This is a genomic window from Nocardioides panacisoli (assembly GCF_019448235.1).
GTDB classification, from domain to species: domain Bacteria; phylum Actinomycetota; class Actinomycetes; order Propionibacteriales; family Nocardioidaceae; genus Nocardioides; species Nocardioides panacisoli_A.
The window spans coordinates 706,110-727,547 of the sequence record NZ_CP080409.1 but is presented as its reverse complement, the minus strand read 5'-3'; the positions used below and the strand labels follow the sequence as shown (position 1 = coordinate 727,547).

Below are 21,438 nucleotides of genomic sequence, written 5' to 3'. Positions count from 1 at the left end.
ACAACGTGCCCGAAGTGGCCCAGCGCACATTATCGTGCCCTCCAAGCCCGTTCCCGAGGGCGTGACAACTATCCGGAGGACACATGAAGCGGATGACCCATGCGAAGCGGTTGGCAGCAGTGAGCGCTGCGGCGGCTCTCGTGCTGACAGCCTGCGGTTCCGAAGACGGTGGCGGCGGTGACGGCGGGGGCGACGGAGACGCCGCGGCCCCCACCGGCGACGGCACCTTCAAGGTCGGCGCCCTGCTGCCCCAGTCCGGCAGCCTCGCCTTCCTCGGCCCCCCGGAGTTCGCCGGTGTCGAACTCGCGGTCCAGGAGATCAACGAGGCCGGCGGCGTGCTCGACAAGGACGTCGAGTACCAGGCGGCCGACTCGGGCGACTCGGACAACAAGGCGGCCCTCACCAGCTCGGACGAGCTGCTCGACTGGGGTGCGGACGCGATCATCGGCACGGCATCCTCGGGCGTGGCCAGCACGGTGATCGACAAGATCATGGGCGCGGGCACGGTGCTGTTCTCGCCGGCCAACACCACGACCACCTTCGACGAGGGCAAGTACGGCGAGCCGGACAACTACTTCCGGACCGCACCGTCGGACATCCTCCAGGGTGCGGTGCTGGCCAACCTGCTGATCCAGGACGGTCACCAGAACGTCGCGATCATGTCCCGCCAGGACGCCTACGGTGAGACCCTCACCGACCAGGTGACGCAGAACCTGGAGGCGCAGGGTGCGTCGGTCGTCGAGACGGCCTACTACGGCCAGAAGGCGACCTCGTTCGGTGCCGAGGTCTCCAGCGTCGCCGGCTCCGGTGCCGACGCGCTCGTTCTCATCGCCTTCGACGAGACGACCACCATCGTCCCGGAGCTGATCCAGGAGAACTTCGGCCCGCAGGACGTGCCGACGTACTTCGTCGACGGCAACACCTCGGGCTACACCCCGGGTGAGAACGACCCGAGCCTGCCCCGCGGCGTCCTCAAGGGCACCAAGGGCACCATCCCGGGTGCGGACGCCGGTGACGAGTTCAAGGACCGCCTGCTGGAGGTCAACCCGGACCTGACCTCGTGGTCCTACGCCGGTGAGGCCTACGACGCCACCATCGTGTCGGCACTCGCAGCGATCGCTGCCGGTGACGACGCCGGTGACGCCATCGCCGAGGAGATCCCCGACGTCACCCGTGGCGGGACCAAGTGTGAGTCCTTCCAGGAGTGCGCCGACCTGCTCGCCGACGGCGAGGACATCGACTACGACGGTGTCTCCGGCCCGATCGAGCACGGCGAGACCGGCAGCCCGACTGCCGCGTCGATCGGCATCTACGAGTACGACGGCAAGAACGCCATCGCCCCCGTGGAGTACATCGACGGCCAGATCTGATCCGGCTCGACCAACGACGGAGCCCCGCAGCCGGAAGGTTGCGGGGCTTCGTCGTGTCAGGCGCGGCCGGGATCGTCGAGCACGTCGCGCCACGAGTGCTGCGGCTCGTAGCCCAGGAGCTCGCGAGCCTTCGCGATGCTGTAGAAGGTCTCGTCACGCCCCAGGTCGCGGCGCAGCTCGACGCCGCCGTAGAACTGCTCCCGGACCTCCTCGGTGGTGGCCGCGACCGACATGTCTGCGTTCGCGACGTTGAAGACCTGGTACCCCAGGCCGTCGGTGGCCAGGCACCGCTCCACCATGAGAGCGAGGTCGCGGGTGTCGATGTAGCCGAAGACGTTGCGACGCCGCAGCGACGGGTCCTCGAGGAAGTCGGGGAAGAGCTCGGCGTACTCGTGCGGCTCGATGACGTTGTTGATCCGCAGGCCGTAGACGTCCGTGCCGGCGCGGGCCTGGAAGGAGCGGGCCGTCACCTCGTTGCTGACCTTGGCCATGGCGTAGGAGTCCTCGGGCACGGTCGGGTGCTCCTCATCGACCGGGAGATACAGCGGCCGGCGCTCGCCCTGGGCGAAGCAGATCCCGTAGGTCGTCTCGCTGGAGGCGAAGACCACCTTGGGGATGCCGAGCCGGGTCGCCGCCTCCAGCACGTGGTAGGTGGTGAGCACGTTGGTGGCGTAGGTCGCCGCGTCGGAGGCGACCAGGATCGCCGGGATCGCCGCGAAGTGGACGACCGCGTCGTACGCCGGCTTCTCGGGCAGGTCCAGCTCGTCCATGCTCGCCAGCCCGGCCATCGCCGACCAGGTCTCACCGGCGTCGGTGAGGTCGACCCGCAGGTCCTGGACATCGGGGTGCCCCAGGGGAGTCACATCGGCGTTGGTGACCTGGTGCCCCTGCGCGGCGAGCGCAGGGGCGACGTGGTGGCCGGCCTTGCCGCTGCCTCCGGTGAAGAAGATCCGCATGTCTCCCGAACGTACTAGCCGGGTCCGGAGGCGGGCGGCGTCATGGTGCAGCGCTGTCCGGTGCCGACCTCGAGGCGCAGGTCGGCGTCGACGGGCCCTGAGCGGCGACCCCTCCCGTGAGGCGTACCGCGCCTCAGCCGGCCTTCTTGCCCAGCGTGCCCAGGTAGAGCTCGATCACCTTCGGGTCGTCGGCGAGGTCCTTGCCCGAGCCGGTGTAGGCGCTGCGGCCCTGGTCGAGCACGTAGCCGCGGTCGCAGACCTGCAGGCAACGGCGGGCGTTCTGCTCCACCATCACGACCGAGACACCGGCCCGGTTGATCTTGCGGATCTGGACGAACACCTCGTCCTGCAGCACCGGCGACAGCCCCGCGGAGGGCTCGTCGAGGAACAGCACCGCCGGGTCCATCATCAGCGCGCGACCCATCGCGACCATCTGTCGCTCACCGCCCGAGAGCGAGCCCGCACGCTGCTTGCGACGCTCCCCGAGCTTCGGGAAGAGGTCGGTGACGAAGGAGAACCGCTCGGAGAACTTCTTCGGCGCTTGGTAGCACCCCATCTCGAGGTTCTCCTCGATGGTCAGCGTCGGGAAGACGTTGTTGGTCTGCGGCACGTAGCCGATGCCGCGGCGTACCAGCTGGTCGGCGCGCATGTTCGTCACGTCCTCGCCCTCCAGGCGGACCGTGCCGCTGGAGACGGTGACCAGGCCGAACATCGCCTTGACCAGCGTGGACTTGCCCGCACCGTTGGGGCCGATGATGCCGACCAGCTCGCCCGGCTGGCAGTACAGGTCGGCGCCGTTGAGGATGTTGACGCCGGGGAAGTAGCCCGCCACGACATCGTCGGCGCGGATGACGGCGCCGTCCGCCGCCGCGAGGTGCGCGGTCCGCTCGGGAGTCTCGTCGGTCACTTGCGCTCCTCCTCCTCGATCTCCTCGCGAGCTTCCTCTTCCAGCTCGTCCTCGTCCAGGTCACTCAGGTCCGTGTCGTGGTGGGCACCGAGATAGGCGTCGATGACGGCCTCGTCGGCCATCACGGCGTCCGGGGTGCCCTCGGCCACGATCCGTCCCTGGGCCATCACCACGACCCAGTCGGCGATGTCGCGCACCATGTCCATGTCGTGCTCGACGAAGAGCACCGTGCGTCCCTCGTCGCGCAGGCCGACGACGTGCTCGAGCAGCGACTGCTTCAGCGCCGGGTTCACGCCGGCCATCGGCTCATCGAGCATGATCAGCTCGGGGTCGACCATCAGCGACCGTGCCATCTCCAGCAGCTTGCGCTGGCCACCGGACAGCGATCCCGCGAAGTCCTCGCGCTTGGTGTCGAGCTTGAAGCGCTGCAGCAACACGTCGGCACGCTCGGTGATCTCGGCCTCCTGGCCGCGCCAGAGCGCGGCGAAGGGCGCGGACCAGAACTTCTCGCCCCGCTGGCCGGTCGCGCCGAGCCGCATGTTCTCGATCACCGTCAGCTTGGCCAACACCTTGGTGAGCTGGAAGGTACGCACCATGCCGCGTCGTGCGACGCGGTGCGGCGGCATCCCCTTCAACGACTTGCCGTTGAAGGACCACTTGCCGCTGCTGGGCTGGTCGAAGCCGGTCAGGCAGTTGAACAACGTCGTCTTGCCCGCACCGTTGGGACCGATGAGGGCCGTGATGACCCCCCGCTGGACCTCGATGTGGTCGACGTCGACGGCCTTCAGCCCGCCGAACTGCCGTACGACGTGGTCCCCGACCAGAATCGCATCGGGCTTCGCCGCCCCGGGCTCGTTGGGGACCTCACGGAGGCCGCGGACGGCCTCCGGGACGGTGCCCGCTCTCTCAGCGCCCATCGATCGCCAACTCCTTACGGTCACCGAAGATGCCTTGCGGCCGGAAGATCATCAACAGCATCAGGCCGAGACCGGCCAGGATGTAGCGCACCAGTCCGGACTGGATGTCGGTCATCAGCCATTCCGGCATGAGCGGGTCGGCACCGGAGGTCATCTGACCGAACAGCGTGCCGAGCGAGCGCACCAGGAACCAGAAGATGACCGCACCGATGACCGGCCCCCACACTCGTGCCGCGCCACCGATCAGCAGGGCGGTGTAGGCGAAGAACGTCACGACCGTCTCGTAGTCCGTCGGCACCACCGACGCCTGGTGAAGCGCCAGGAAGAGGCCGGCGAGGCCACCGAAGAAGCCACCCAGGACCAGCGCCTGCATCTTGTAGGCGAAGACGTTCTTGCCCAGCGAGCGCACCGCCTCCTCGTCCTCGCGGATGGCCTTGAGGACGCGTCCCCACGGGCTGCGCATCAGCAGCCAGACCAGGAGCACCGACAGGCCGATCGCGATCCAGCCGACCGTGATCGACCACAGCTCGGCGCGGCGGAAGGAGATGATGCCGAGATCCAGACCCGAGTCGTAGGGGTTCCAGCTCTGGAACGTGCCGGCATAGCCAGTCAGGCCGTCAGTGCCACCGAGGGTGTCGGCCAACTGCACCGATCCGAAGATCAGGCGCAGGATCTCGGCCGCAGCGATCGTGGCGATCGCCAGGTAGTCCGCCCGTAGTCGCAGCGTCGGCGCGCCCAGCAGCAGCGCGAGCACGATCGGGGCGATCAGTGCCACCACCAGGCCGACACCGAACGGGAGACCCATCACCGTCACGCTCACCGCCATGCCGTAACCGGCGACGGCCATGAAGCCCGCCTGGCCGAAGTTCAGCAGGCCGGTGTAGCCGAAGTGCACGTTGAGTCCGATGGCGGCCAGCGCCAACATGATCGCGTAGGGGCCGAACGCGCTGGAGAGGCCCGCACGGAGTACGTCGAAGAGATCCATGGTCGTTGCCTCCTCAGCCAACCCGCTCGCGTCGCCCGAGGATGCCCTGGGGACGGATCAGCAGGATCAGGATCAAGATCGCCAGGGCAGAGGCCTGCTTGATCGAGGTCGGCATGCCGAACAGCGGCGCGACCTCCACCACGAGACCCACGATGATCGCACCGACCATCGCGCCCCAGATCGTGCCGAGACCACCGAGGGTGGCGGCGGCGAAGATGATGAGCAGCAGCTTGAAGCCCATGTCGAACACGACCTGGTTCTGGATGCCCATCAGGACGCCGGACATGCCGGTCAGCCCCGCACCCAGCACCCAGGCCGCGCTGATCACGCCGTCGACGCGCATGCCCGAGGACGCCGCCAGCGAGGGGTTGTCCGAGACCGCCCGCATCGCCTTGCCGAGCCGCGTGCCCATCAGCATCGCGCCGACCAGCGCCAGGAGGGCGATCGAGATCAGGATGATCGCGATCTCCTTGTCCGCGAGCTCGACGATGCCGTAGTCCTTGCGCTGCTGCGCGGTGTACTCGGAGTAGGGGCGCCGGCTGCCGCCCATGAAGTACTGGAAGAGGTAGCGCAGCAGGATGCCGAAACCGATCGAGACGATCATCATCGCGATCAGCCCGCTGCCGCGGTGCCGCAACGGGCGCCAGATCCCGCGGTCCTGCAGGTAGCCGAAGAGGCAGGAGCAGATCAGGCCCAGCGCTGCCGCGGCGATCACCGGGATGCCGATCAGGTTGAACCCGAGCGTCACCGCGGCCCCGAAGGTCAGCAGCTCACCGTGGGCGAAGTTCGTCAGGCCCGTGGTGCCGAAGATGAGGTTCAGGCCCAGCGCGGCGAGGGCGATGATCAGGCCGAACTTCAGTCCCGACACCACGTTGGTGGAGAGTTCCTCGCCGAACGAGGCGGACTCCACGGCACTGGTGCCGATCGGGAAGACCATGTTGGTCGGCGCCGAGAGCCGCAGCGTCTGACCGAGCTCCGCACTGGTGTTGTCGTCGAGCTCGATGCCGTCGGGCAGCGTCCCCTCGTCCAGTGCCAGCACGTAACGGCCGCGCTCGAGGGAGAAGAAGACCTGTCCCTCGGAGTTGGTCACCTCGGTCCCGAGCTCGTCACCGCGCTCGGGACAGGTGCCGTCCGTGGCGAGCTCGGGGCACTCGAAGACCGAGAGCGTGACCTCGGGGATCGGCGTACCCGCCTCTCCCCCGGACTTGTCGGACTCGTCGATCAACGTGACCAGGAAGCCCGAGCCCTCGACGACCACCTCGTCGGACTCCTCGGTCGCTTCCTGTCCGGGATCAGCGGTCTGCTCGTCCTCCGGGGTCTCCGACGACGTCGGCTCCGCGGACGGCTCGGCGGTCTCCTCATCGGCGACCGCCACGCCCGGCGCGAGGAGGATCAGTCCGATCAACCCCGCGACCAGGACCACCACGGCCCGCCCCAACCATCTGGCTACCACGCAGTCACTCCTGTCGACTTGAGGGACGTGTGATCCGAGTCTCACCCCTGTACGGCGGACCGCAGTCTATGCATCTTCACCCGAGGTTTGCCCGACATCCCCCGGCCGACATCGAATCGTGACTCTTCTTCACACGCCCGTCATGCGTCGGACCCGGGCGTCGGAGCACCGGGAACGCCGTGCGTGACCACGCCCTCGGCGACCTCGCGCATCGACATGCGCAGGTCCATCGCCGTCTTCTGGATCCAGCGGAACGCGTCCGGTTCGGAGATCTGGAGCTGCTCCTGCAGGATGCCCTTGGCACGCTCCACCACCTTGCGCGTGTCGAGCTGCTCGGACAGGTCGCCGATCTCCGACTCCAGCGCGCGGATCTCGGCGAACCGACTCAACGCCATCTCGATCGCGGGCACGAGGTCGGACTGGTTGAACGGCTTGACCAGGTAGGACATCGCTCCGGCGTCGCGAGCCCGCTCGACCAGCTCGCGCTGGGAGAACGCCGTCAGCATCACCACGGCCGCCAACCGGTCACCCGCGATCCGCTCGGCGGCCGCGATCCCGTCCAGGACCGGCATCTTGACGTCGAGGATGACCAGGTCCGGGCGGTGCTCCTCGGTCAGGTCGATCGCCTGCTGACCGTCGCCGGCCTGCCCCACGACGGTGTAGCCCTCGTCGGCGAGCATCTCGGCCAGATCCATCCGGATCAGCGCCTCGTCCTCCGCGATCACCACGGTCCGGTCCTGCTCAGTCACCGCCACAGGCTATCGGGCCGGCTGCCCGATCCTCGATGTGAGGCGCCGTCGTGGCCTCGGCTAGGGTGCCCCCGAGCCGGGTTGGCGGAATAGGCAGACGCTGTGCACTCAAAATGCATTGTCCGAAAGGGCGTGTGGGTTCGAGTCCCACACCCGGCACTCGGCGGCATCTGTCGGCGCGATGGTCGAGACTCGTGCCATGCCGCACGTGCGCCCCACCTCCACCGTGGAGTCCGCGCTGCGTGACTCCGCGGCAGGAGTTCCGGACGCCGTCAACGCCACCAAGCACGGGGTTGCCGTGGTCACCATCCGGCGGTGGCGTCGTCGCTACGTCCGCCGTGGGCTGCCGCGTGGCCAGGCCCACACGAGCGTCGCTTGTCCCATCTGCGACGACGCTCCCCTGGATGGATCCGCCTACAGCGAACTCCTGGGTTGGTACCTCGGCGATGGCCACATCTCGAAGGGAAGGCGACGCGTCCACAACCTCCACGTGGTCAACGACGTGCGCTACCCACGGGACAACGAGCACATCGGCGCCCTGATGCGCCGTGTGAAGCCCGGTGGCCGTGCGCACACACGTGACGTACCCGGGTGTGTGATCACGACCGTCTCGTGGAACCACTGGCCCTGCCTCTTCCCCCAGCACGGCCCCGGCCGCAAGCACGAGCGACCGATCGTGCTGGCCGACTGGCAGCGCCACGTCGTCGAGGCCGAGCCGGCGGCGTTCCTGCGGGGCCTGTTCCACTCCGACGGGTGCCGGGTCATCAACGCGACGACACGACGGGTCGCCGGCGCGCCGCGTACCTACCGCTATCCGCGCTGGCAGTTCTGCAACGCCTCCGCCGACATCCGGGGGTTGTGCTGCTGGGCGCTCGACCTCGTCGACGTCGCCTGGCGACGCTCCAACGTGCGCGTCATCAGCGTGTCCCGCCGCGAGGCGGTCGCCCGGTTGGACGCGTTGATCGGTCCGAAGTCCTGATCAGGTGTCCCGGCGGTAGGCCGGGGCCACCTCGTTGATCGCGTCGCCCATCCGGTGGATGCGCAGCGCGTTGGTGGAGCCGGGGATGCCCGGCGGGCTGCCGGCGACGATGACGACGAGGTCGCCCTCGGCGACACGGCCAATCTCGAGCAGCTGCTCGTCCACCTGGCGCACCATCTCGTCGGTGTGCTCGACCGAGGCGGCCAGGAAGGCCTCGACGCCCCAGCTCAGCGAGAGCTGGTTGCGCACGCGCTCCTCGGGAGTGAACGCCAGCACGGGGATGCGGCTGCGCAGCCGCGACAGGCGCCGCGCCGAGTCGCCGCTCTGGGTGAAGGCCACCACGCACTTGGCACCGACCCGCATGGCCACCTCCTCGGCGGCCTTGGTGATGACGCCGCCACGGGTGCGCGGGTCCCACGCCATCGCGTCGTAGTCGAGGCTGTCGTCGGTGCGCTCGAAGGCGTGCTGCTCGGTGGCGGCCACGATGCGTGCCATCGTCTCCACGGTGTGGACCGGCCGGCTGCCGATGCTGGTCTCCCCCGACAGCATCACCGCGTCGGAGCCGTCGAGCACCGCGTTGGCGACGTCGCTGGCCTCGGCCCGGGTCGGCGCCGGATTGCTGACCATCGACTCCAGCATCTGCGTGGCCACGATGACCGGCTTGGCGTTGCGGCGGGCCCGGTCGATGACCGACTTCTGCAGGAAGGGCACCTCCTCCAGCGGGCACTCCACGCCGAGGTCTCCGCGGGCCACCATGAACCCGTTGAACGCCGCCACGATCTCGTCGATGTTGTCGATGGCCTGCGGCTTCTCGACCTTCGCGATCACGGGCACGAGGATTTCCTCCTCGCGCATGATGCGGCGTACGTCCTCCGCGTCGGCGGCGTCGCGGACGAAGCTGAGGGCGATCCAGTCGACACCGAGACGGAGCGCGAACCGCAGGTCCTCCTCGTCCTTGGTCGACAGTGCGGGCACCGACACCGCCACCCCGGGCAGGTTGATGCCCTTGTGGTTGCTGACCGTGCCGCCCACGACGACCTCGCACACCACGTCGGTGTCGGTCACCTCGGTGGCCCGGAGCCGGACCTTGCCGTCGTCGATGAGGATCGGGTCGCCCGACGTGACGTCACCGGGCAGGCCGGCGTAGGTCGTCCCGCAGCTCTCGCCGTCGCCGGGCACGTCGCGGGTCGTGATGGTCCACGACTGGCCGCGCTTGAGCTTCACGGGACCGTCGGCGAACGTGGCGAGCCGGATCTTGGGCCCCTGGAGGTCGGCGAAGATGCCGACGCCCTTGCCCGAGGCCGCCGCTGCCTCCCGCACGAGGCGGTAGGACTCGGCGTGGTCCTCATGGCTGCCGTGGCTCATGTTGAGTCGGGCCATGTCCATGCCCGCCTCGACGAGTTCGCGGATCCGCTCGCCGGAGGAGGTCGCCGGGCCCAGGGTGCACACGATCTTGGCTCTCCGCACGGCCTCAGCCTATCGGCGTGGCCGCGTGCGCGAACCGGTGGCCTGCCGAGTCGGCGCCAACTCGGCTGGCCACCGCCGCATCACTGTGCGACGGGGCCGAGTTGGCGCCGACTCGAGCCGTGTCAGGCCGTCAGCTGGCGCTCGCTGGCGCGGATCGGCGCCGGCAGGTTGGTCTGCCCGGTGAGGTACCGGTCGACCGATGCGGCGGCAGCACGCCCCTCGGCGATCGCCCACACGATCAGCGACTGGCCGCGACCGGCGTCGCCGGCGACGAAGACGCCGTCCAGGTTGGTCCGGTAGGCGTCGTCACGGGCGATGTTGCCCCGCTCGTCCAGCTCCACACCGAGCTGCTCGACCACGCCGGGCTGTTCGGGACCGGTGAAGCCCATCGCGAAGAGCACCAGCTCCGCCGGGATCTCCCGCTCGGTGCCCTCGTGCTCGACGAGCTTGCCGTCGACGAACTCGACCTCGACGAGCTTCAGGGCACGGACGTTGCCGTCCTCGTCACCCAGGAACTTTTTGGTCGAGACCGAGTAGACACGGTCGCCGGCCTCCTCGTGGGCCGAGGACACCCGGAACAGCATCGGGTACGTCGGCCACGGCTGGCCCTCGGGGCGGTCCAGCGGCGGCTCGGGCATGATCTCGAGCTGCGTGATCGACGCCGCACCCTGGCGGGTCGAGGTGCCGAGGCAGTCGGCGCCGGTGTCGCCGCCGCCGATGATCACCACGTGCTTGCCGGTGGCCGTGACCTGGTCCTCGACCTCCTCGCCGAGCGCCACCCGGTTGGCCTGGGGCAGGAAGTCCATCGCCTGGTGGATGCCACCGAGGTCGCGGCCGGTGATCGGCAGGTCACGCGGCACCGTCGCGCCGGTGGCGAGCACGACCGCGTCGTACCGGTCACGCAGCGCGTCACCGGTCAGCTTGCCCTCGCCGACGGTCACGCCGGAGCGGAAGATCGTGCCCTCGCGCATCATCTGGTCCAGGCGACGGTCCAGGTGGCGCTTCTCCATCTTGAACTCGGGGATGCCGTAGCGCATCAGTCCGCCCGGGCTGTCGTCCCGCTCGTAGACCGCGACGGTGTGGCCGGCACGTGTCAGCTGCTGCGCGGCGGCCAGCCCGGCGGGTCCGGAGCCGACGACGGCGATCGTCTTGCCCGAGAGCCACTCGGGCGGCTGCGGGACGACGTTGCCGTCCTCCCAGGCCCGGTCGATGATCGAGACCTCGACGTTCTTGATGGTGACCGGGTCCTGGTTGATCCCCAGCACGCAGGCCGGCTCGCACGGCGCGGGGCACAACCGCCCGGTGAACTCGGGGAAGTTGTTCGTCGCGTGGAGCCGCTCGATCGCACCCTCCCAGTCGTCGCGCCAGACCAGGTCGTTCCACTCCGGGATCAGGTTCCCCAGCGGGCAGCCCTTGTGGCAGAACGGGATGCCGCAGTCCATGCAGCGGCCCGCCTGGGGGGTGATGATCGGGAGCAGCGCGCGCCCGATGCCGTCGGGGTACACCTCGTCCCAGTCGTTGACGCGCTCGTCAACCGGACGGCGGGTCGCCTCCTCGCGCCCCTCCTTCAGGAATCCCTTCGGGTCAGCCATGCAGCACCTCCATGATGCGAGCGGCAGCCTGGTCCTCGTCCAGACCCTCCTCCAGCGCCTTCGCGCGGGCCTCCAGGACCCGCTTGAAGTCGCTGGGGATGACCTCGGCGAAGCGCGGCAGCGCCGCCTCCCAGTCAGCCAGCAGCTCCTCGGCGACGTCGGATCCGGTCGCCTCGAAGTGCCGGTTGATCAGGGCCTTCAGTTCGTCGGCGGCCTCACCCCCGACGGCGGAGATCTCCACCAGCTCGGGGTTGATCCGCTGTTGGTCCAGGTCGAGCACGTAGGCGTAGCCACCGGACATGCCGGCCGCGAAGTTGCGTCCGGTCTTGCCCAGGACCACGACCCGACCACCGGTCATGTACTCGCACCCGTGATCGCCCACACCCTCGGTCACCACGGTGGCGCCGGAGTTGCGCACGCAGCACCGCTCCCCCACCTCGCCGCGGATGAAGATCTCACCCGACGTGGCGCCGTAGGCGATGGTGTTGCCGGCGATGATGTGCTCGTTGGCGCGGAACGTCGCGCTCCGGTCCGGGCGCACCACGAGGCGACCACCGGAGAGCCCCTTGCCGAGGTAGTCGTTGACGTCGCCCTCGACGCGCAGCGTGACGCCCGGCGGCACGAAGGCACCGAAGGACTGGCCCGCGGAGCCGGTGAAGGTGATGTCCACCGTGCCGTCGGGAAGCCCCTCCGCGCCGTACTTCTTGGTGATCTCGTGCCCGAGGATCGTGCCCACGGTGCGGTTGGTGTTGCGCACCGGCAGCTGGGCACGCACCGGCTCACCGGACTCGATGGCCGGCTGCGCCAACGGCACCAGCTCGGTGACGTCCAGCGAGACCTCCAAGGAGTGGTCCTGGCCCTGCGTGCAGTGCAGGTCCTGGTCCGGGAAGTGGGTCTCGGACCGCTGGACCTTGTGCAGGATCGGCTCGAGGTTCATCCCCGACGCCTTCCAGTGGTCCACCGCCTCGCGGGTGTTGAGCGCCTCGACACGACCGATGGCCTCGTCCAGGGTGCGGAACCCGAGCTCGGCGAGCAGCTCGCGCACCTCCTCGGCGATGAACTCGAAGAAGTTCACCACGTGGTCGGCCTGGCCGTTGTAGCGCTCGCGCAGCACCGGGTTCTGGGTCGCGATGCCCACCGGGCAGGTGTCCAGGTGGCACACCCGCATCAGGATGCACCCCGACACCACCAGCGGGGCGGTGGAGAAGCCGTACTCCTCCGCGCCCAGCAGGGCGGCGATGACGACGTCCCGGCCGGTCTTGAGCTGGCCGTCGGTCTGCACCACGATCCGGTCCCGCAGGCCGTTGAGCAGCAGCGTCTGCTGGGTCTCGGCCAGGCCGAGCTCCCACGGACCGCCCGCGTGCTTGAGCGAGGTCAACGGTGCGGCACCCGTGCCACCGTCGTGGCCGGAGACGAGCACCACGTCGGCGTGCGCCTTGGACACTCCGGCGGCGACCGTGCCGACGCCGACCTCGGAGACCAGCTTCACGTGGATGCGGGCCGCCGGGTTGGCGTTCTTCAGGTCGTGGATCAGCTGCGCCAGGTCCTCGATGGAGTAGATGTCGTGGTGCGGCGGCGGACTGATCAGACCGACGCCCGGCGTGGAGTGCCGGGTCTTCGCCACCCACGGGTAGACCTTGTTGCCGGGCAGCTGGCCACCCTCGCCGGGCTTGGCGCCCTGCGCCATCTTGATCTGGATGTCGTCGGCGTTGGTCAGGTAGTCCGCGGTGACACCGAAGCGACCCGAGGCGACCTGCTTGATCGAGCTGCGGCGCTCGGGGTCGTAGAGCCGCTCGACGTCCTCGCCGCCCTCACCGGTGTTGGACTTGGCGCCCAGTCGGTTCATCGCGATCGCGAGGGTCTCGTGCGCCTCCTGGCTGATCGAGCCGTAGGACATCGCACCGGTCGAGAACCGCTTCACGATCTCCGAGGCCGGCTCGACCTCGTCGATCGGGATCGACTCCCGGCCGTAGTCGGCCGGGTCGGCGAACTTGAACAGGCCGCGCAGCGTCATCAGCCGCTCGGACTGGTCGTCCACCGCCCGGGTGTACTCCTTGAAGATGTCGTAGCGACGCGTCCGGGACGCGTGCTGAAGCCGGAACACCGTCTCGGGGTTGAACAGGTGCGGCTCACCCTCGCGGCGCCACTGGTACTCGCCCCCGATGGTGAGCTCGCGGTGCGCGGGCGCGATCCCGCTGGGCGGGTACGCCGTCTGGTGCCGCTTGGCGACCTCCTGCGCGATCACGTCGAGGTCGATGCCGCCCAGCTTGGAGGTCGTGCCGGTGAAGTACCGGTCGACCACGCTCTGGGACAGGCCGACGCACTCGAAGATCTGCGCACCGGTGTAGGACGCGACGGTGGAGACGCCCATCTTGGACATCACCTTCACCACGCCCTTGCCCAGGGCCTTGATCAGGTTGTCGACCGCGGCCTGCGGGTCGCTGTCGACGAAGTAGCCCTCGCGCGCGAGGTCCTCGACCGACTCCATCGCCAGGTACGGGTTGACCGCGGCGGCGCCGTAGCCGACGAGGAGCGCGACGTGGTGCACCTCGCGGACGTCACCGGCCTCGATGAGCAGCCCGACCTGGGTGCGGGTCTTCTCCCGCACCAGGTGGTGGTGCACGGCGCCGGTGAGCAGCAGCGACGGGATCGGCGCCTCGTCGGCGTCGGAGTGCCGGTCGGAGAGCACGATGATGCGCGCCCCGTCGGCGATCGCGTCGCTGACCTCCTGGCAGATCTCGTCGATCCGGGCCGCCATGGCGGTGCCGCCGCCCTTGACGTCGTACAGCCCGCGGGAGACGTGGGTGATGAAGCCCGGGTGGTCGCCCTCGCGGTTGATGTGGCGGATCTTGGCCAGGTCGTCGTTGGAGATGACCGGGAAGGGCAGCACCACCTGGCGGCACGAGGCCGGGGAGGCGTCGAGCAGGTTCGCCTCGGGACCGATGGTGCCGCCGAGGGAGGTGACCAGCTCCTCGCGGATCGCGTCCAGCGGCGGGTTGGTGACCTGGGCGAAGAGCTGCGCGAAGTAGTCGAACAGCAGCCGCGGCTTGTTGCTCAGCGACGCGATCGGGGTGTCGGTGCCCATCGAGCCGATGGCCTCAGCGCCACTGTTGGCCATCGGGGTCAACAGGACCCGCAGCTCCTCCTCGGTGTAGCCGAAGATCTGCTGGCGCCGCGTGACGGAGGCGTGGGTGTGCACCACGTGCTCGCGGTCCGGGACGTCGTCCAGGTGGAGCTGGCCGGCGTGCAGCCACTCGTCGTACGGATGCGCGGCGGCGAGCTCGTCCTTGATCTCCTCGTCCTCGACGATGCGGTGCTCCTCGGTGTCGACGAGGAACATCCGGCCCGGCTGCAGGCGGCCCTTGCGGACCACCGACGCGGGGTCGATGTCGAGGACGCCCACCTCGGAGGCCATGACGACGAGGCCGTCGTCGGTGACCCAGTAGCGCGACGGTCGCAGGCCGTTGCGGTCCAGCACGGCGCCGATCTGGGTGCCGTCGGTGAACACCACGCAGGCCGGGCCGTCCCAGGGCTCCATCAAGGAGGCGTGGAAGCGGTAGAAGTCGCGCCGCTTCTGGTCCATCTCCTCGTGGTTCTCCCACGCCTCGGGGATCATCATCAGCACCGCGTGGGGCAGGCTGCGCCCGCCCATGTGCAGCAGCTCGAGCACCTCGTCGAAGGTGGCCGAGTCCGAGGCGTCGGGCGTGCAGATCGGGAAGAGCCGCTCCATGTCGCCGGGGATCACCTCGGACTCCAGCAGCGCCTCACGGGCCCGCATGAAGTTGCGGTTGCCCATGACGGTGTTGATCTCGCCGTTGTGGGCGATGAAGCGGAACGGGTGCGACAGCGGCCAGCTCGGGAAGGTGTTGGTCGAGAACCGCGAGTGCACCACGGCGAGGGCCGAGGCCATGCGCTCGTCGCGCAGGTCGGGGAAGAACTCGTCGAGCTGCTCGGTGGTCAGCATGCCCTTGTAGGCCAGCGTGCGGGCCGAGAGCGACGGGAAGTACACGTCGGTCTCCCGCTCCGCGCGCTTGCGCAGGCAGAACGCGAGCCGCTCCAGCGCCATGCCGGTGGTCGCGCCGTCCGAGCCGGCGACGAAGAGCTGGCTGAAGGTCGGCATCACGGCGAGCGACATCGTGCCGAGGATGTCGGGGTTGACCGGAACGTCACGCCACCCCAGGACCGTCAGGCCCTCCTCGGCGGCGATCTCCTCCAGCCGCGTGCGGGTCTTGGCGACGTGGTCGTCCTCGCCCGGCAGGAACGCCGTGCCGACGGCGTACTCGCCGGCCGCGGGCAGGTCGAAGTCGGCGACCTCGCGCAGGAAGGCGTCGGGCACCTGGAACAGGATGCCGGCGCCGTCGCCGGAGTTGGGCTCGGCGCCGGCGGCGCCGCGGTGGTCGAGGTTGCGGAGCGCGGTCAGCGCCTTGACCACGATGTCGTGGCTCGCCTCACCTGTCATCGTCGCCACGAAGGCAACACCACAGGCGTCGTGTTCGTGACTCGGGTCGTAGAGACCCTCAGGCGGCGGGAACGCGTGCGGATAGGGCACTTGGAGTTCTCCCGTCGGCATCGTCCGTGGTGAGAGAGCACCACGGAAGGTGGGTCGCAAGGGACGTCGGTGGCCCACGCGGCGGAAACTCCACGTTACCACCGCGTCAACTGGCCCGTGCCATCCTCACTCCTCGGAGCGCTCCTGCGTGGCCTCGGTCACATCGGTGTCATCGGCCGGCTCCGCGGAGCCGTCGGCGACGGTCTCGACGGGTCCGCGCCCGTCGACGTAGACCGACTCCGGCTGGCCGGGGTGCCGGCGTGCCGACCACCACCAGTAGGCGGCCGCGAGCAGGAACAGCGCGATCGACATCCACACGTTCCACCGCAGGCCCAGGACGTCGTCGAGCTGCACGTCGTCGATGCGGACGTGCTCGATCCAGGCACGCCCGGCGGTGTAGGCCATGACGTACGCCGCGACCACGCGCCCGTACCCGAGCCGGTAGCGACGCTCGAGCCAGAGCACCACGACGAACGCCGCGAGGTTCCACAGGCTCTCGTAGAGGAACGTCGGGTGGAAGGTCGCCACCTCGGGGATCGGCTGCCCGGAGGCGGCGAGCTGGTCGACGTAGCTGCCGGAGAAGTTCTCCTGGTCGATCTCCAGCGCCCAGGGCAGGTCGGTGGGGCTGCCGTAGAGCTCCTGGTTGAACCAGTTGCCCCAGCGACCGATGGCCTGGGCGAGGAGCACGCCGGGGGCGAGCGCGTCGAGGACGGCCGAGATCCGGATGCCCTTCTGCCGGGCACCGAGGTAGACGCCCAGCGCGCCCAGGGCCACGCCGCCCCAGATGCCGAGGCCGCCGCGCCAGACGTAGAGCGCGGCGACCGGATCGCCGCCCTCGCCGAAGTACTGCTGCCAGTCGGTCGCGACGTGGTAGGCGCGGGCGCCCACCAGGCCGAACGGGATCGCCCACAGCGCGAGGTCCTGGACCTCGCCGGGCTGACCGCCCCGCGCCACCCAGCGGCGCTCGCCCAGCCAGATCGCGACGATGATGCCGGTGATGATGCACAGCGCGTAGGCGCGGATCGGCACCGGTCCGAGCTCCCACACGCCCTGGGAGGGGCTGGGGATGCTGGCGGCGATGAGGCCGGGGATCAGGTCGGGCAGCAGCACGTTGGTGTCTCCGTCGTCGGGCCGTCAGTCGTCGGCGAGCAGCGCGTGGATGTCCTCGGCGTACTCCAGTGCCGAGGTGTCCTGCTTCCACAACGCGACGGCCTCGTCCTCCTCGCCGATGGCCAGGGTCGCCGTCGTGTGGCCGCCGAGGTCGCGGCCGCCGCTGGGCAGCTCGGCACCGTCGGCGACGTAGATGTGCAGGGGCTCGGCGAGCTCGACGACCCGCTCGAGGTCGCCGGTGAGGCCCACGAACTCCGATCCGTAGCCGTCGAGGTAGTCACGCAGGGCCTGCTCGTCGTCGCGCGCGGGGTCGGTCGTCACGAAGGTGACGTTGACCCGCTCGCGGTCCTCCTCGGAGAGGTGGTTCATCGCCGCCGAGAGCGACCCCATGACCAGGGGGCAGTAGTCGGGGCAGTGGGTGTAGCCGAAGAAGACGATCGTCAGCGCGTCCTCCCGGTCCTCCTTCAGCGAGTACGACGCCCCGCTGGTGTCGGTCAGCGGGACGTCGGGGACGCCGTACGGCTGTTCCAGGCGGACCCCGTTGAACTCGGCGGAGGAGGCGTCAGCACCGCAGCCGGCCACCAGGGCGGCCACGAGCAGCAGGGACAACCGGGCCAGGAGACTACGCACGGACGCCCTCCGCGAGGTCCTCGGTGAGCGAGCCGAGGGCACGCCGTCCGGCCGCGGCGTCGCCGGGGTGGTCCAGGAGGGTCCGCACGAACGCGGACCCGACGATCACGCCGTCGGCGTACGCCGCCACGGCGGCCGCCTGCGCACCGTTGCTGACCCCCAGGCCGACGCCGACGGGCAGGTCGGTGGTGCGGTGGGTGCGGGCGACGAGTGGTCCGGCGAGGTCGCTGGTCGACTCGCGGGCGCCGGTGACGCCCATGACGGCGGTCGCGTAGACGAAGCCGCGGCACGCGGCCGTGGTCATCGCGATGCGCTCATCGGTCGAGGAGGGAGCGACGAGGAACACCTTGTCCAGGTCGTGGGCGTCGGCGGCCGCGATCCACTCCGGCGCGAAGTCCGGCGTGAGGTCGGGCGTGATCAGTCCCGCTCCCCCGGCGGCGGCGAGGTCGCGGGCGAACCGCTCCGTGCCGTAGCGCTCGACGGGGTTCCAGTAGGTCATGACGAGTGTGGGGGTGCCGGTCCCGGCCACGGCCTCCACGACGCGCAGCACGTCGCTGGTGCGGGTGCCCGCCTCCAGTGCCTGCTGCGCGGCGGTCTGGATGGTGGGCCCGTCCATCACGGGGTCGCTGTAGGGCAGGCCGATCTCGATGACGTCACAGCCCGCGTCGACCATGGTGCGCAGGGCCGCGATGCTCGCCTCGACGTCGGGGAACCCGGCAGGCAGGTAGCCGACCAGTGCGGCCCGGTCCTCGGCGCGGGCCTTCTCGAAGGCGGTCGCGGCGCTCACGTGTCGGACTCCCGGCCCGCCTCGCCGAGCCCGAAGTACTCCAGCGCGGTGCCCATGTCCTTGTCACCGCGGCCCGACAGGTTCACCAGCAGCGTCTGCCCCGGGCGCTGCTTCGCCAACTCCAGGGCCCCGGCGACCGCGTGCGCGGACTCGATCGCGCAGATGATCCCCTCGGTGCGCGCCAGGCGCGACATCGCCGCCATCGCCTGGTCGTCGGTGACGGGGACGTAGGTGGCGCGCTCGGTGGCCGCCAGGCTGGCGTGCTGCGGGCCGACCCCCGGGTAGTCCAGGCCGGCCGAGATCGAGTGGGACTCCACGGTCTGCCCGTCCTCGTCCTGCAGGACGTAGGTGCGGGCGCCGTGCAGGACGCCGACGCTGCCGGCGTGGATCGTGGCGGCGTGCCGATCGGTGTCGACGCCCTCGCCGCCGGCCTCGAAGCCGTAGATCGCGACCCCGGGGTCGTCCACGAAGCCCGCGAAGAGGCCGATGGCGTTCGAGCCGCCACCGACACAGGCGGCGACGGCGTCGGGCAGCGAACCGGTGAGGTCGAGGCACTGCTGCCGCGCCTCGTCGCCGATGCCGCGCACGAAGGAGGCCACCAGGCTGGGGAACGGGTGGGGTCCGGCAGCGGTGCCGAAGAGGTAGGCGGTGTGGTCGACGCTGGCCACCCAGTCGCGCAGCGCCTCGTTGATCGCGTCCTTCAACGTCCGGGATCCGCTGGTCACCGGGACCACCTCGGCGCCCAACAGCTGCATGCGCGCGACGTTGAGGGCCTGGCGCTCGGTGTCCACCTCGCCCATGTAGACGGTGCAGTCCAGGCCGAGGTACGCCGCCGCGGTGGCGCTCGCGACACCGTGCTGTCCGGCACCGGTCTCCGCGATCACGCGCGTCTTGCCCATGCGCTTGGTCAGCAGGGCCTGGCCGAGCACGTTGCGGATCTTGTGCGCCCCGGTGTGGTTGAGGTCCTCGCGCTTGAGCAGGATCCGGGCGCCCGCCTCGGCCGAGAGCCGGGTGGCGTCGTACAGCGCGGAGGGGACGCCGGCGTACTCGCGCAGCAGGCGCTGGAACTCCTCGGTGAACGCCGGGTCGGCGAGGGCGTCGCGCCACGCGACGTCGAGCTCGTCGAGGGCGGCGATCAGCGCCTCGGGCATGAACCGGCCACCGAAGCCGCCGGTGCCACCGAACCAGCCGAGGGCGTCCGCACCGTGCTGTTGGTCGAGCTCCATCAGGCCTCCCGTCCGGTCATGGCCGCCACGGCCTCGCGGGGCGTGCCGCCCCGCACCAGTGCCTCGCCGACGAGCACCACGCGGGCGCCCGCGGCCACGAAGTCGTCGACGTCCGCAGGGCCGGTGATGCCCGACTCCGCGACGCGTACCCGGTCCTCGGGGATCAGGGGCGCCAGCCGGCCGAAGGTGCCGGCGTCGACGTCGAGGGTCTTGAGGTTGCGGGCGTTGACGCCGATCAGCTCCGCTCCCAGGTCCACCGCACGTGCGGTCTCGGCCTCGTCGTGGACCTCCACCAGCACCGTCATGCCGAGCTCGCGGGCGGTGTCGTGCAGCCGGCGCAGCTCCTCGTCGGTCAGCGCGGCGACGATCAACAGCACCAGGTCGGCGCCGGCGGCTCGGGCCTCGAGCACCTGGTACTCGGTCACGAGGAAGTCCTTGCGGAGCACCGGCACGTCCACGGCGGCGCGCACCGCGCGCAGGTCGTCGAGGCTGCCGCCGAACCGGCGCGCCTCGGTCAGCACGCTGATCGCGCCGGCGCCGCCGGCGGCGTACTCGCGCGCCAGCGAGGCGGGGTCGGGAATCTCGGCCAGGTCCCCCTTGCTGGGGCTCCGGCGCTTCACCTCGGCGATCACGCTCGATCCCGGAGCACGGAAGTGGGGCATCGGGTCCCGCGGCGCCGGGGCGTCGGCGAGCATCGCGCGGACCTCGACCAGCGGCGTCGACGACTCCCGGACGGCGAGGTCCTCACGCACGCCGGCGACGATCTCGTCGAGCACCGACATGTCGCGCCTCTCCGTTCCTCGCACAGCAGTTGGGTCCACAGCGGCCTGCCGCTGCTGCACCGAGTCTGTCACGGCCCCGGTAGGGTCACCGCAACCGCCCGGTGCTCGGCCGGGCCGATGTCGAAGGGACTCCCCCATGAGCGTCAACGAGCCCCCGAACTACGGCACCCCGCCCCCGCCTCCCCCGGGTGGCGACTCGCCCTACGGCGGCCAACCGCCCGCCGGTGAGCAGCGGAGCATGTCGGTGATGTCGCTGATCTCGATGATCGTCGGCATCGTCGGCCTGTGCTGCTCGGGCATCTTCGTGGTGTCCATCGCGGCGACCGTGCTCGGCTTCCTCGGCCGCAAGGAGGTCGCCGAGTCCGGTGGCATGAAGACCGGCGGCGGCATGGCCCTCGCCGGCATCATCCTCGGCGTCGTGGGCGTCGTGCTGGGCATCGTCAACTGGGTGCTGGTGGCGACCGGCGTGGTCGACATGACCTGGAACACCAACGTGTGACCCGATGCTGGCCGGGTCGGGCTCGCTCAGGGCGCCAGCCAGGACCCGGCCGGCAGGTTGCGCAGGACGGTGAAGACCGCCATCGCGACCACGAGTCCGGCGGCCACGACGTTGCCGGTGGCGGCGCTGGGCCGCCAGGCGCGTCCGGTGAACCGTCCGGCGCTCCAGCGCCAGAAGGCGTAGGCGATCAGCGGCAGCGAGGCCACGAAGAGCAGGTTGCTCGACGCGGCGTCGGCCACCTGGGCGTTGCTGAGGTCGTTGACCGCTCGAAGACCACCGCACCCGGGGCACCAGAAGCCGAGCGCTGCGCTCGGGCACATGCCCCACGAGCCGGCAGCGTGCGGGTCGCGCACGTGGAGAGCGACCGTCGCCGCGAGCAGTCCGCCGGCGACCGCGGCGGGCGCGACCATCCGCTGCCAGCGCGGGCGGCCGTCGGTCCCCCGCGGGAGCAGGGTCGGCGCTTCACCGACGCTCATGGTG

General features: G+C 70.1%; 18 protein-coding genes and 1 tRNA gene. 4 read left to right on the top strand and 15 right to left on the bottom strand.

All coding sequences use genetic code 11. The features are described 5' to 3' along the window. The first annotated feature begins 92 nt into the window (after positions 1-92). Entirely contained in the window at positions 93-1,370 is a 1,278-nt protein-coding gene (locus tag KUV85_RS03615) for an ABC transporter substrate-binding protein (protein ID WP_219961854.1), read from the top strand. Positions 1,371-1,426: 56 nt separating this feature from the next. Here KUV85_RS03615 and KUV85_RS03610 read toward each other — a convergent pair whose 3' ends face one another. The 6 genes from KUV85_RS03610 to KUV85_RS03585 form a co-directional block, all read right to left on the bottom strand. After that, positions 1,427-2,326: an NAD-dependent epimerase/dehydratase family protein gene (locus KUV85_RS03610; RefSeq protein ID WP_219961853.1), complete on the bottom strand. Its 900-nt coding sequence runs from the start codon at positions 2,324-2,326 to the stop codon at positions 1,427-1,429. Positions 2,327-2,459: 133 nt separating this feature from the next. After that, entirely contained in the window at positions 2,460-3,233 is a 774-nt protein-coding gene (locus KUV85_RS03605) for an ABC transporter ATP-binding protein (protein ID WP_219961852.1), read from the bottom strand. Next, on the bottom strand, positions 3,230-4,150 hold the full coding sequence (locus KUV85_RS03600) for an ABC transporter ATP-binding protein (RefSeq protein ID WP_219961851.1): 921 nt from the start codon (positions 4,148-4,150) through the stop codon (positions 3,230-3,232). The genes KUV85_RS03605 and KUV85_RS03600 overlap by 4 nt, the downstream gene beginning before the upstream one ends. Further along, the gene (locus tag KUV85_RS03595) at positions 4,140-5,135 is read right to left on the bottom strand and encodes a branched-chain amino acid ABC transporter permease (protein WP_219961850.1); all 996 of its coding nucleotides are present in this window, start codon (positions 5,133-5,135) and stop codon (positions 4,140-4,142) included. The genes KUV85_RS03600 and KUV85_RS03595 overlap by 11 nt, the downstream gene beginning before the upstream one ends. A gap of 13 nt (positions 5,136-5,148) precedes the next feature. Beyond that, positions 5,149-6,588 carry a branched-chain amino acid ABC transporter permease gene (locus KUV85_RS03590; RefSeq protein ID WP_219961849.1) on the bottom strand — a complete coding sequence of 480 codons (1,440 nt, stop codon included), beginning with the start codon at positions 6,586-6,588 and terminating at the stop codon, positions 5,149-5,151. Positions 6,589-6,728: 140 nt separating this feature from the next. After that, on the bottom strand, positions 6,729-7,337 hold the full coding sequence (locus KUV85_RS03585) for an ANTAR domain-containing response regulator (RefSeq protein ID WP_425299383.1): 609 nt from the start codon (positions 7,335-7,337) through the stop codon (positions 6,729-6,731). A gap of 75 nt (positions 7,338-7,412) precedes the next feature. Here KUV85_RS03585 and KUV85_RS03580 point away from each other — a divergent pair. Beyond that, positions 7,413-7,496 (top strand) — tRNA-Leu (locus KUV85_RS03580). A 40-nt stretch (positions 7,497-7,536) separates the two neighbouring features. Then, positions 7,537-8,316 (top strand): hypothetical protein, encoded by a 780-nt coding sequence (locus tag KUV85_RS03575; RefSeq protein ID WP_219961848.1) that lies wholly within the window; start codon positions 7,537-7,539, stop codon positions 8,314-8,316. On the opposite strand, the gene pyk is transcribed toward KUV85_RS03575, so the two are convergent. The 8 genes from pyk to trpC all read right to left on the bottom strand — a co-directional run bounded on the left by pyk (position 8,317) and on the right by trpC (position 20,459). Then, positions 8,317-9,783 (bottom strand): pyruvate kinase, encoded by a 1,467-nt coding sequence (gene pyk / locus KUV85_RS03570; RefSeq protein ID WP_219961847.1) that lies wholly within the window; start codon positions 9,781-9,783, stop codon positions 8,317-8,319. Positions 9,784-9,905: 122 nt separating this feature from the next. Beyond that, positions 9,906-11,375: a glutamate synthase subunit beta gene (locus KUV85_RS03565; protein ID WP_219961846.1), complete on the bottom strand. Its 1,470-nt coding sequence runs from the start codon at positions 11,373-11,375 to the stop codon at positions 9,906-9,908. After that, complete coding sequence (gene gltB, locus KUV85_RS03560; protein WP_237690193.1) at positions 11,368-15,945, bottom strand: glutamate synthase large subunit; 4,578 nt, start codon at positions 15,943-15,945, stop codon at positions 11,368-11,370. Before gltB ends, KUV85_RS03565 begins: the two co-directional genes overlap by 8 nt. Before the next feature lie 105 nt (positions 15,946-16,050). Next, entirely contained in the window at positions 16,051-17,034 is a 984-nt protein-coding gene (lgt, locus tag KUV85_RS03555) for a prolipoprotein diacylglyceryl transferase (protein WP_219961844.1), read from the bottom strand. Between the two features lie 24 nt (positions 17,035-17,058). Further along, positions 17,059-17,664, bottom strand: a complete 606-nt coding sequence (locus KUV85_RS03550; RefSeq protein ID WP_219961843.1) for an SCO family protein — start codon at positions 17,662-17,664, stop codon at positions 17,059-17,061. Continuing rightward, positions 17,657-18,451, bottom strand: coding sequence for a tryptophan synthase subunit alpha (gene trpA, locus KUV85_RS03545; protein ID WP_219961842.1), 795 nt, complete (start codon positions 18,449-18,451; stop codon positions 17,657-17,659). Before trpA ends, KUV85_RS03550 begins: the two co-directional genes overlap by 8 nt. Continuing rightward, positions 18,448-19,677 (bottom strand): tryptophan synthase subunit beta, encoded by a 1,230-nt coding sequence (gene trpB, locus KUV85_RS03540; protein WP_219961841.1) that lies wholly within the window; start codon positions 19,675-19,677, stop codon positions 18,448-18,450. The genes trpA and trpB overlap by 4 nt, the downstream gene beginning before the upstream one ends. After that, positions 19,677-20,459, bottom strand: a complete 783-nt coding sequence (gene trpC / locus KUV85_RS03535) for an indole-3-glycerol phosphate synthase TrpC (protein WP_219961840.1) — start codon at positions 20,457-20,459, stop codon at positions 19,677-19,679. The genes trpB and trpC overlap by 1 nt, the downstream gene beginning before the upstream one ends. Positions 20,460-20,595: 136 nt before the next feature. Between trpC and KUV85_RS03530 the strand changes: the two genes are divergently transcribed. Further along, complete coding sequence (locus tag KUV85_RS03530) at positions 20,596-20,958, top strand: DUF4190 domain-containing protein (RefSeq protein WP_219961839.1); 363 nt, start codon at positions 20,596-20,598, stop codon at positions 20,956-20,958. A gap of 26 nt (positions 20,959-20,984) precedes the next feature. Here the strand turns inward: KUV85_RS03530 and KUV85_RS03525 are convergent, their stop codons facing one another. Next, positions 20,985-21,434, bottom strand: coding sequence for a DUF2752 domain-containing protein (locus tag KUV85_RS03525; RefSeq protein WP_219961838.1), 450 nt, complete (start codon positions 21,432-21,434; stop codon positions 20,985-20,987). Positions 21,435-21,438 lie beyond the last annotated feature (4 nt).

Coding starts and splice junctions, on each gene's coding strand:
- gltB (WP_237690193.1), bottom strand. CDS start 15,945: ATGCCGACGGGAGAACTCCAAGTGCCCTATCCGCACGCGTTCCCGCCG.
- KUV85_RS03600 (WP_219961851.1), bottom strand. CDS start 4,150: ATGGGCGCTGAGAGAGCGGGCACCGTCCCGGAGGCCGTCCGCGGCCTC.
- KUV85_RS03595 (WP_219961850.1), bottom strand. CDS start 5,135: ATGGATCTCTTCGACGTACTCCGTGCGGGCCTCTCCAGCGCGTTCGGC.
- KUV85_RS03525 (WP_219961838.1), bottom strand. CDS start 21,434: ATGAGCGTCGGTGAAGCGCCGACCCTGCTCCCGCGGGGGACCGACGGC.
- KUV85_RS03565 (WP_219961846.1), bottom strand. CDS start 11,375: ATGGCTGACCCGAAGGGATTCCTGAAGGAGGGGCGCGAGGAGGCGACC.
- KUV85_RS03575 (WP_219961848.1), top strand. CDS start 7,537: ATGCCGCACGTGCGCCCCACCTCCACCGTGGAGTCCGCGCTGCGTGAC.
- trpB (WP_219961841.1), bottom strand. CDS start 19,677: ATGGAGCTCGACCAACAGCACGGTGCGGACGCCCTCGGCTGGTTCGGT.
- KUV85_RS03615 (WP_219961854.1), top strand. CDS start 93: ATGACCCATGCGAAGCGGTTGGCAGCAGTGAGCGCTGCGGCGGCTCTC.
- trpC (WP_219961840.1), bottom strand. CDS start 20,459: ATGTCGGTGCTCGACGAGATCGTCGCCGGCGTGCGTGAGGACCTCGCC.
- KUV85_RS03530 (WP_219961839.1), top strand. CDS start 20,596: ATGAGCGTCAACGAGCCCCCGAACTACGGCACCCCGCCCCCGCCTCCC.
- KUV85_RS03610 (WP_219961853.1), bottom strand. CDS start 2,326: ATGCGGATCTTCTTCACCGGAGGCAGCGGCAAGGCCGGCCACCACGTC.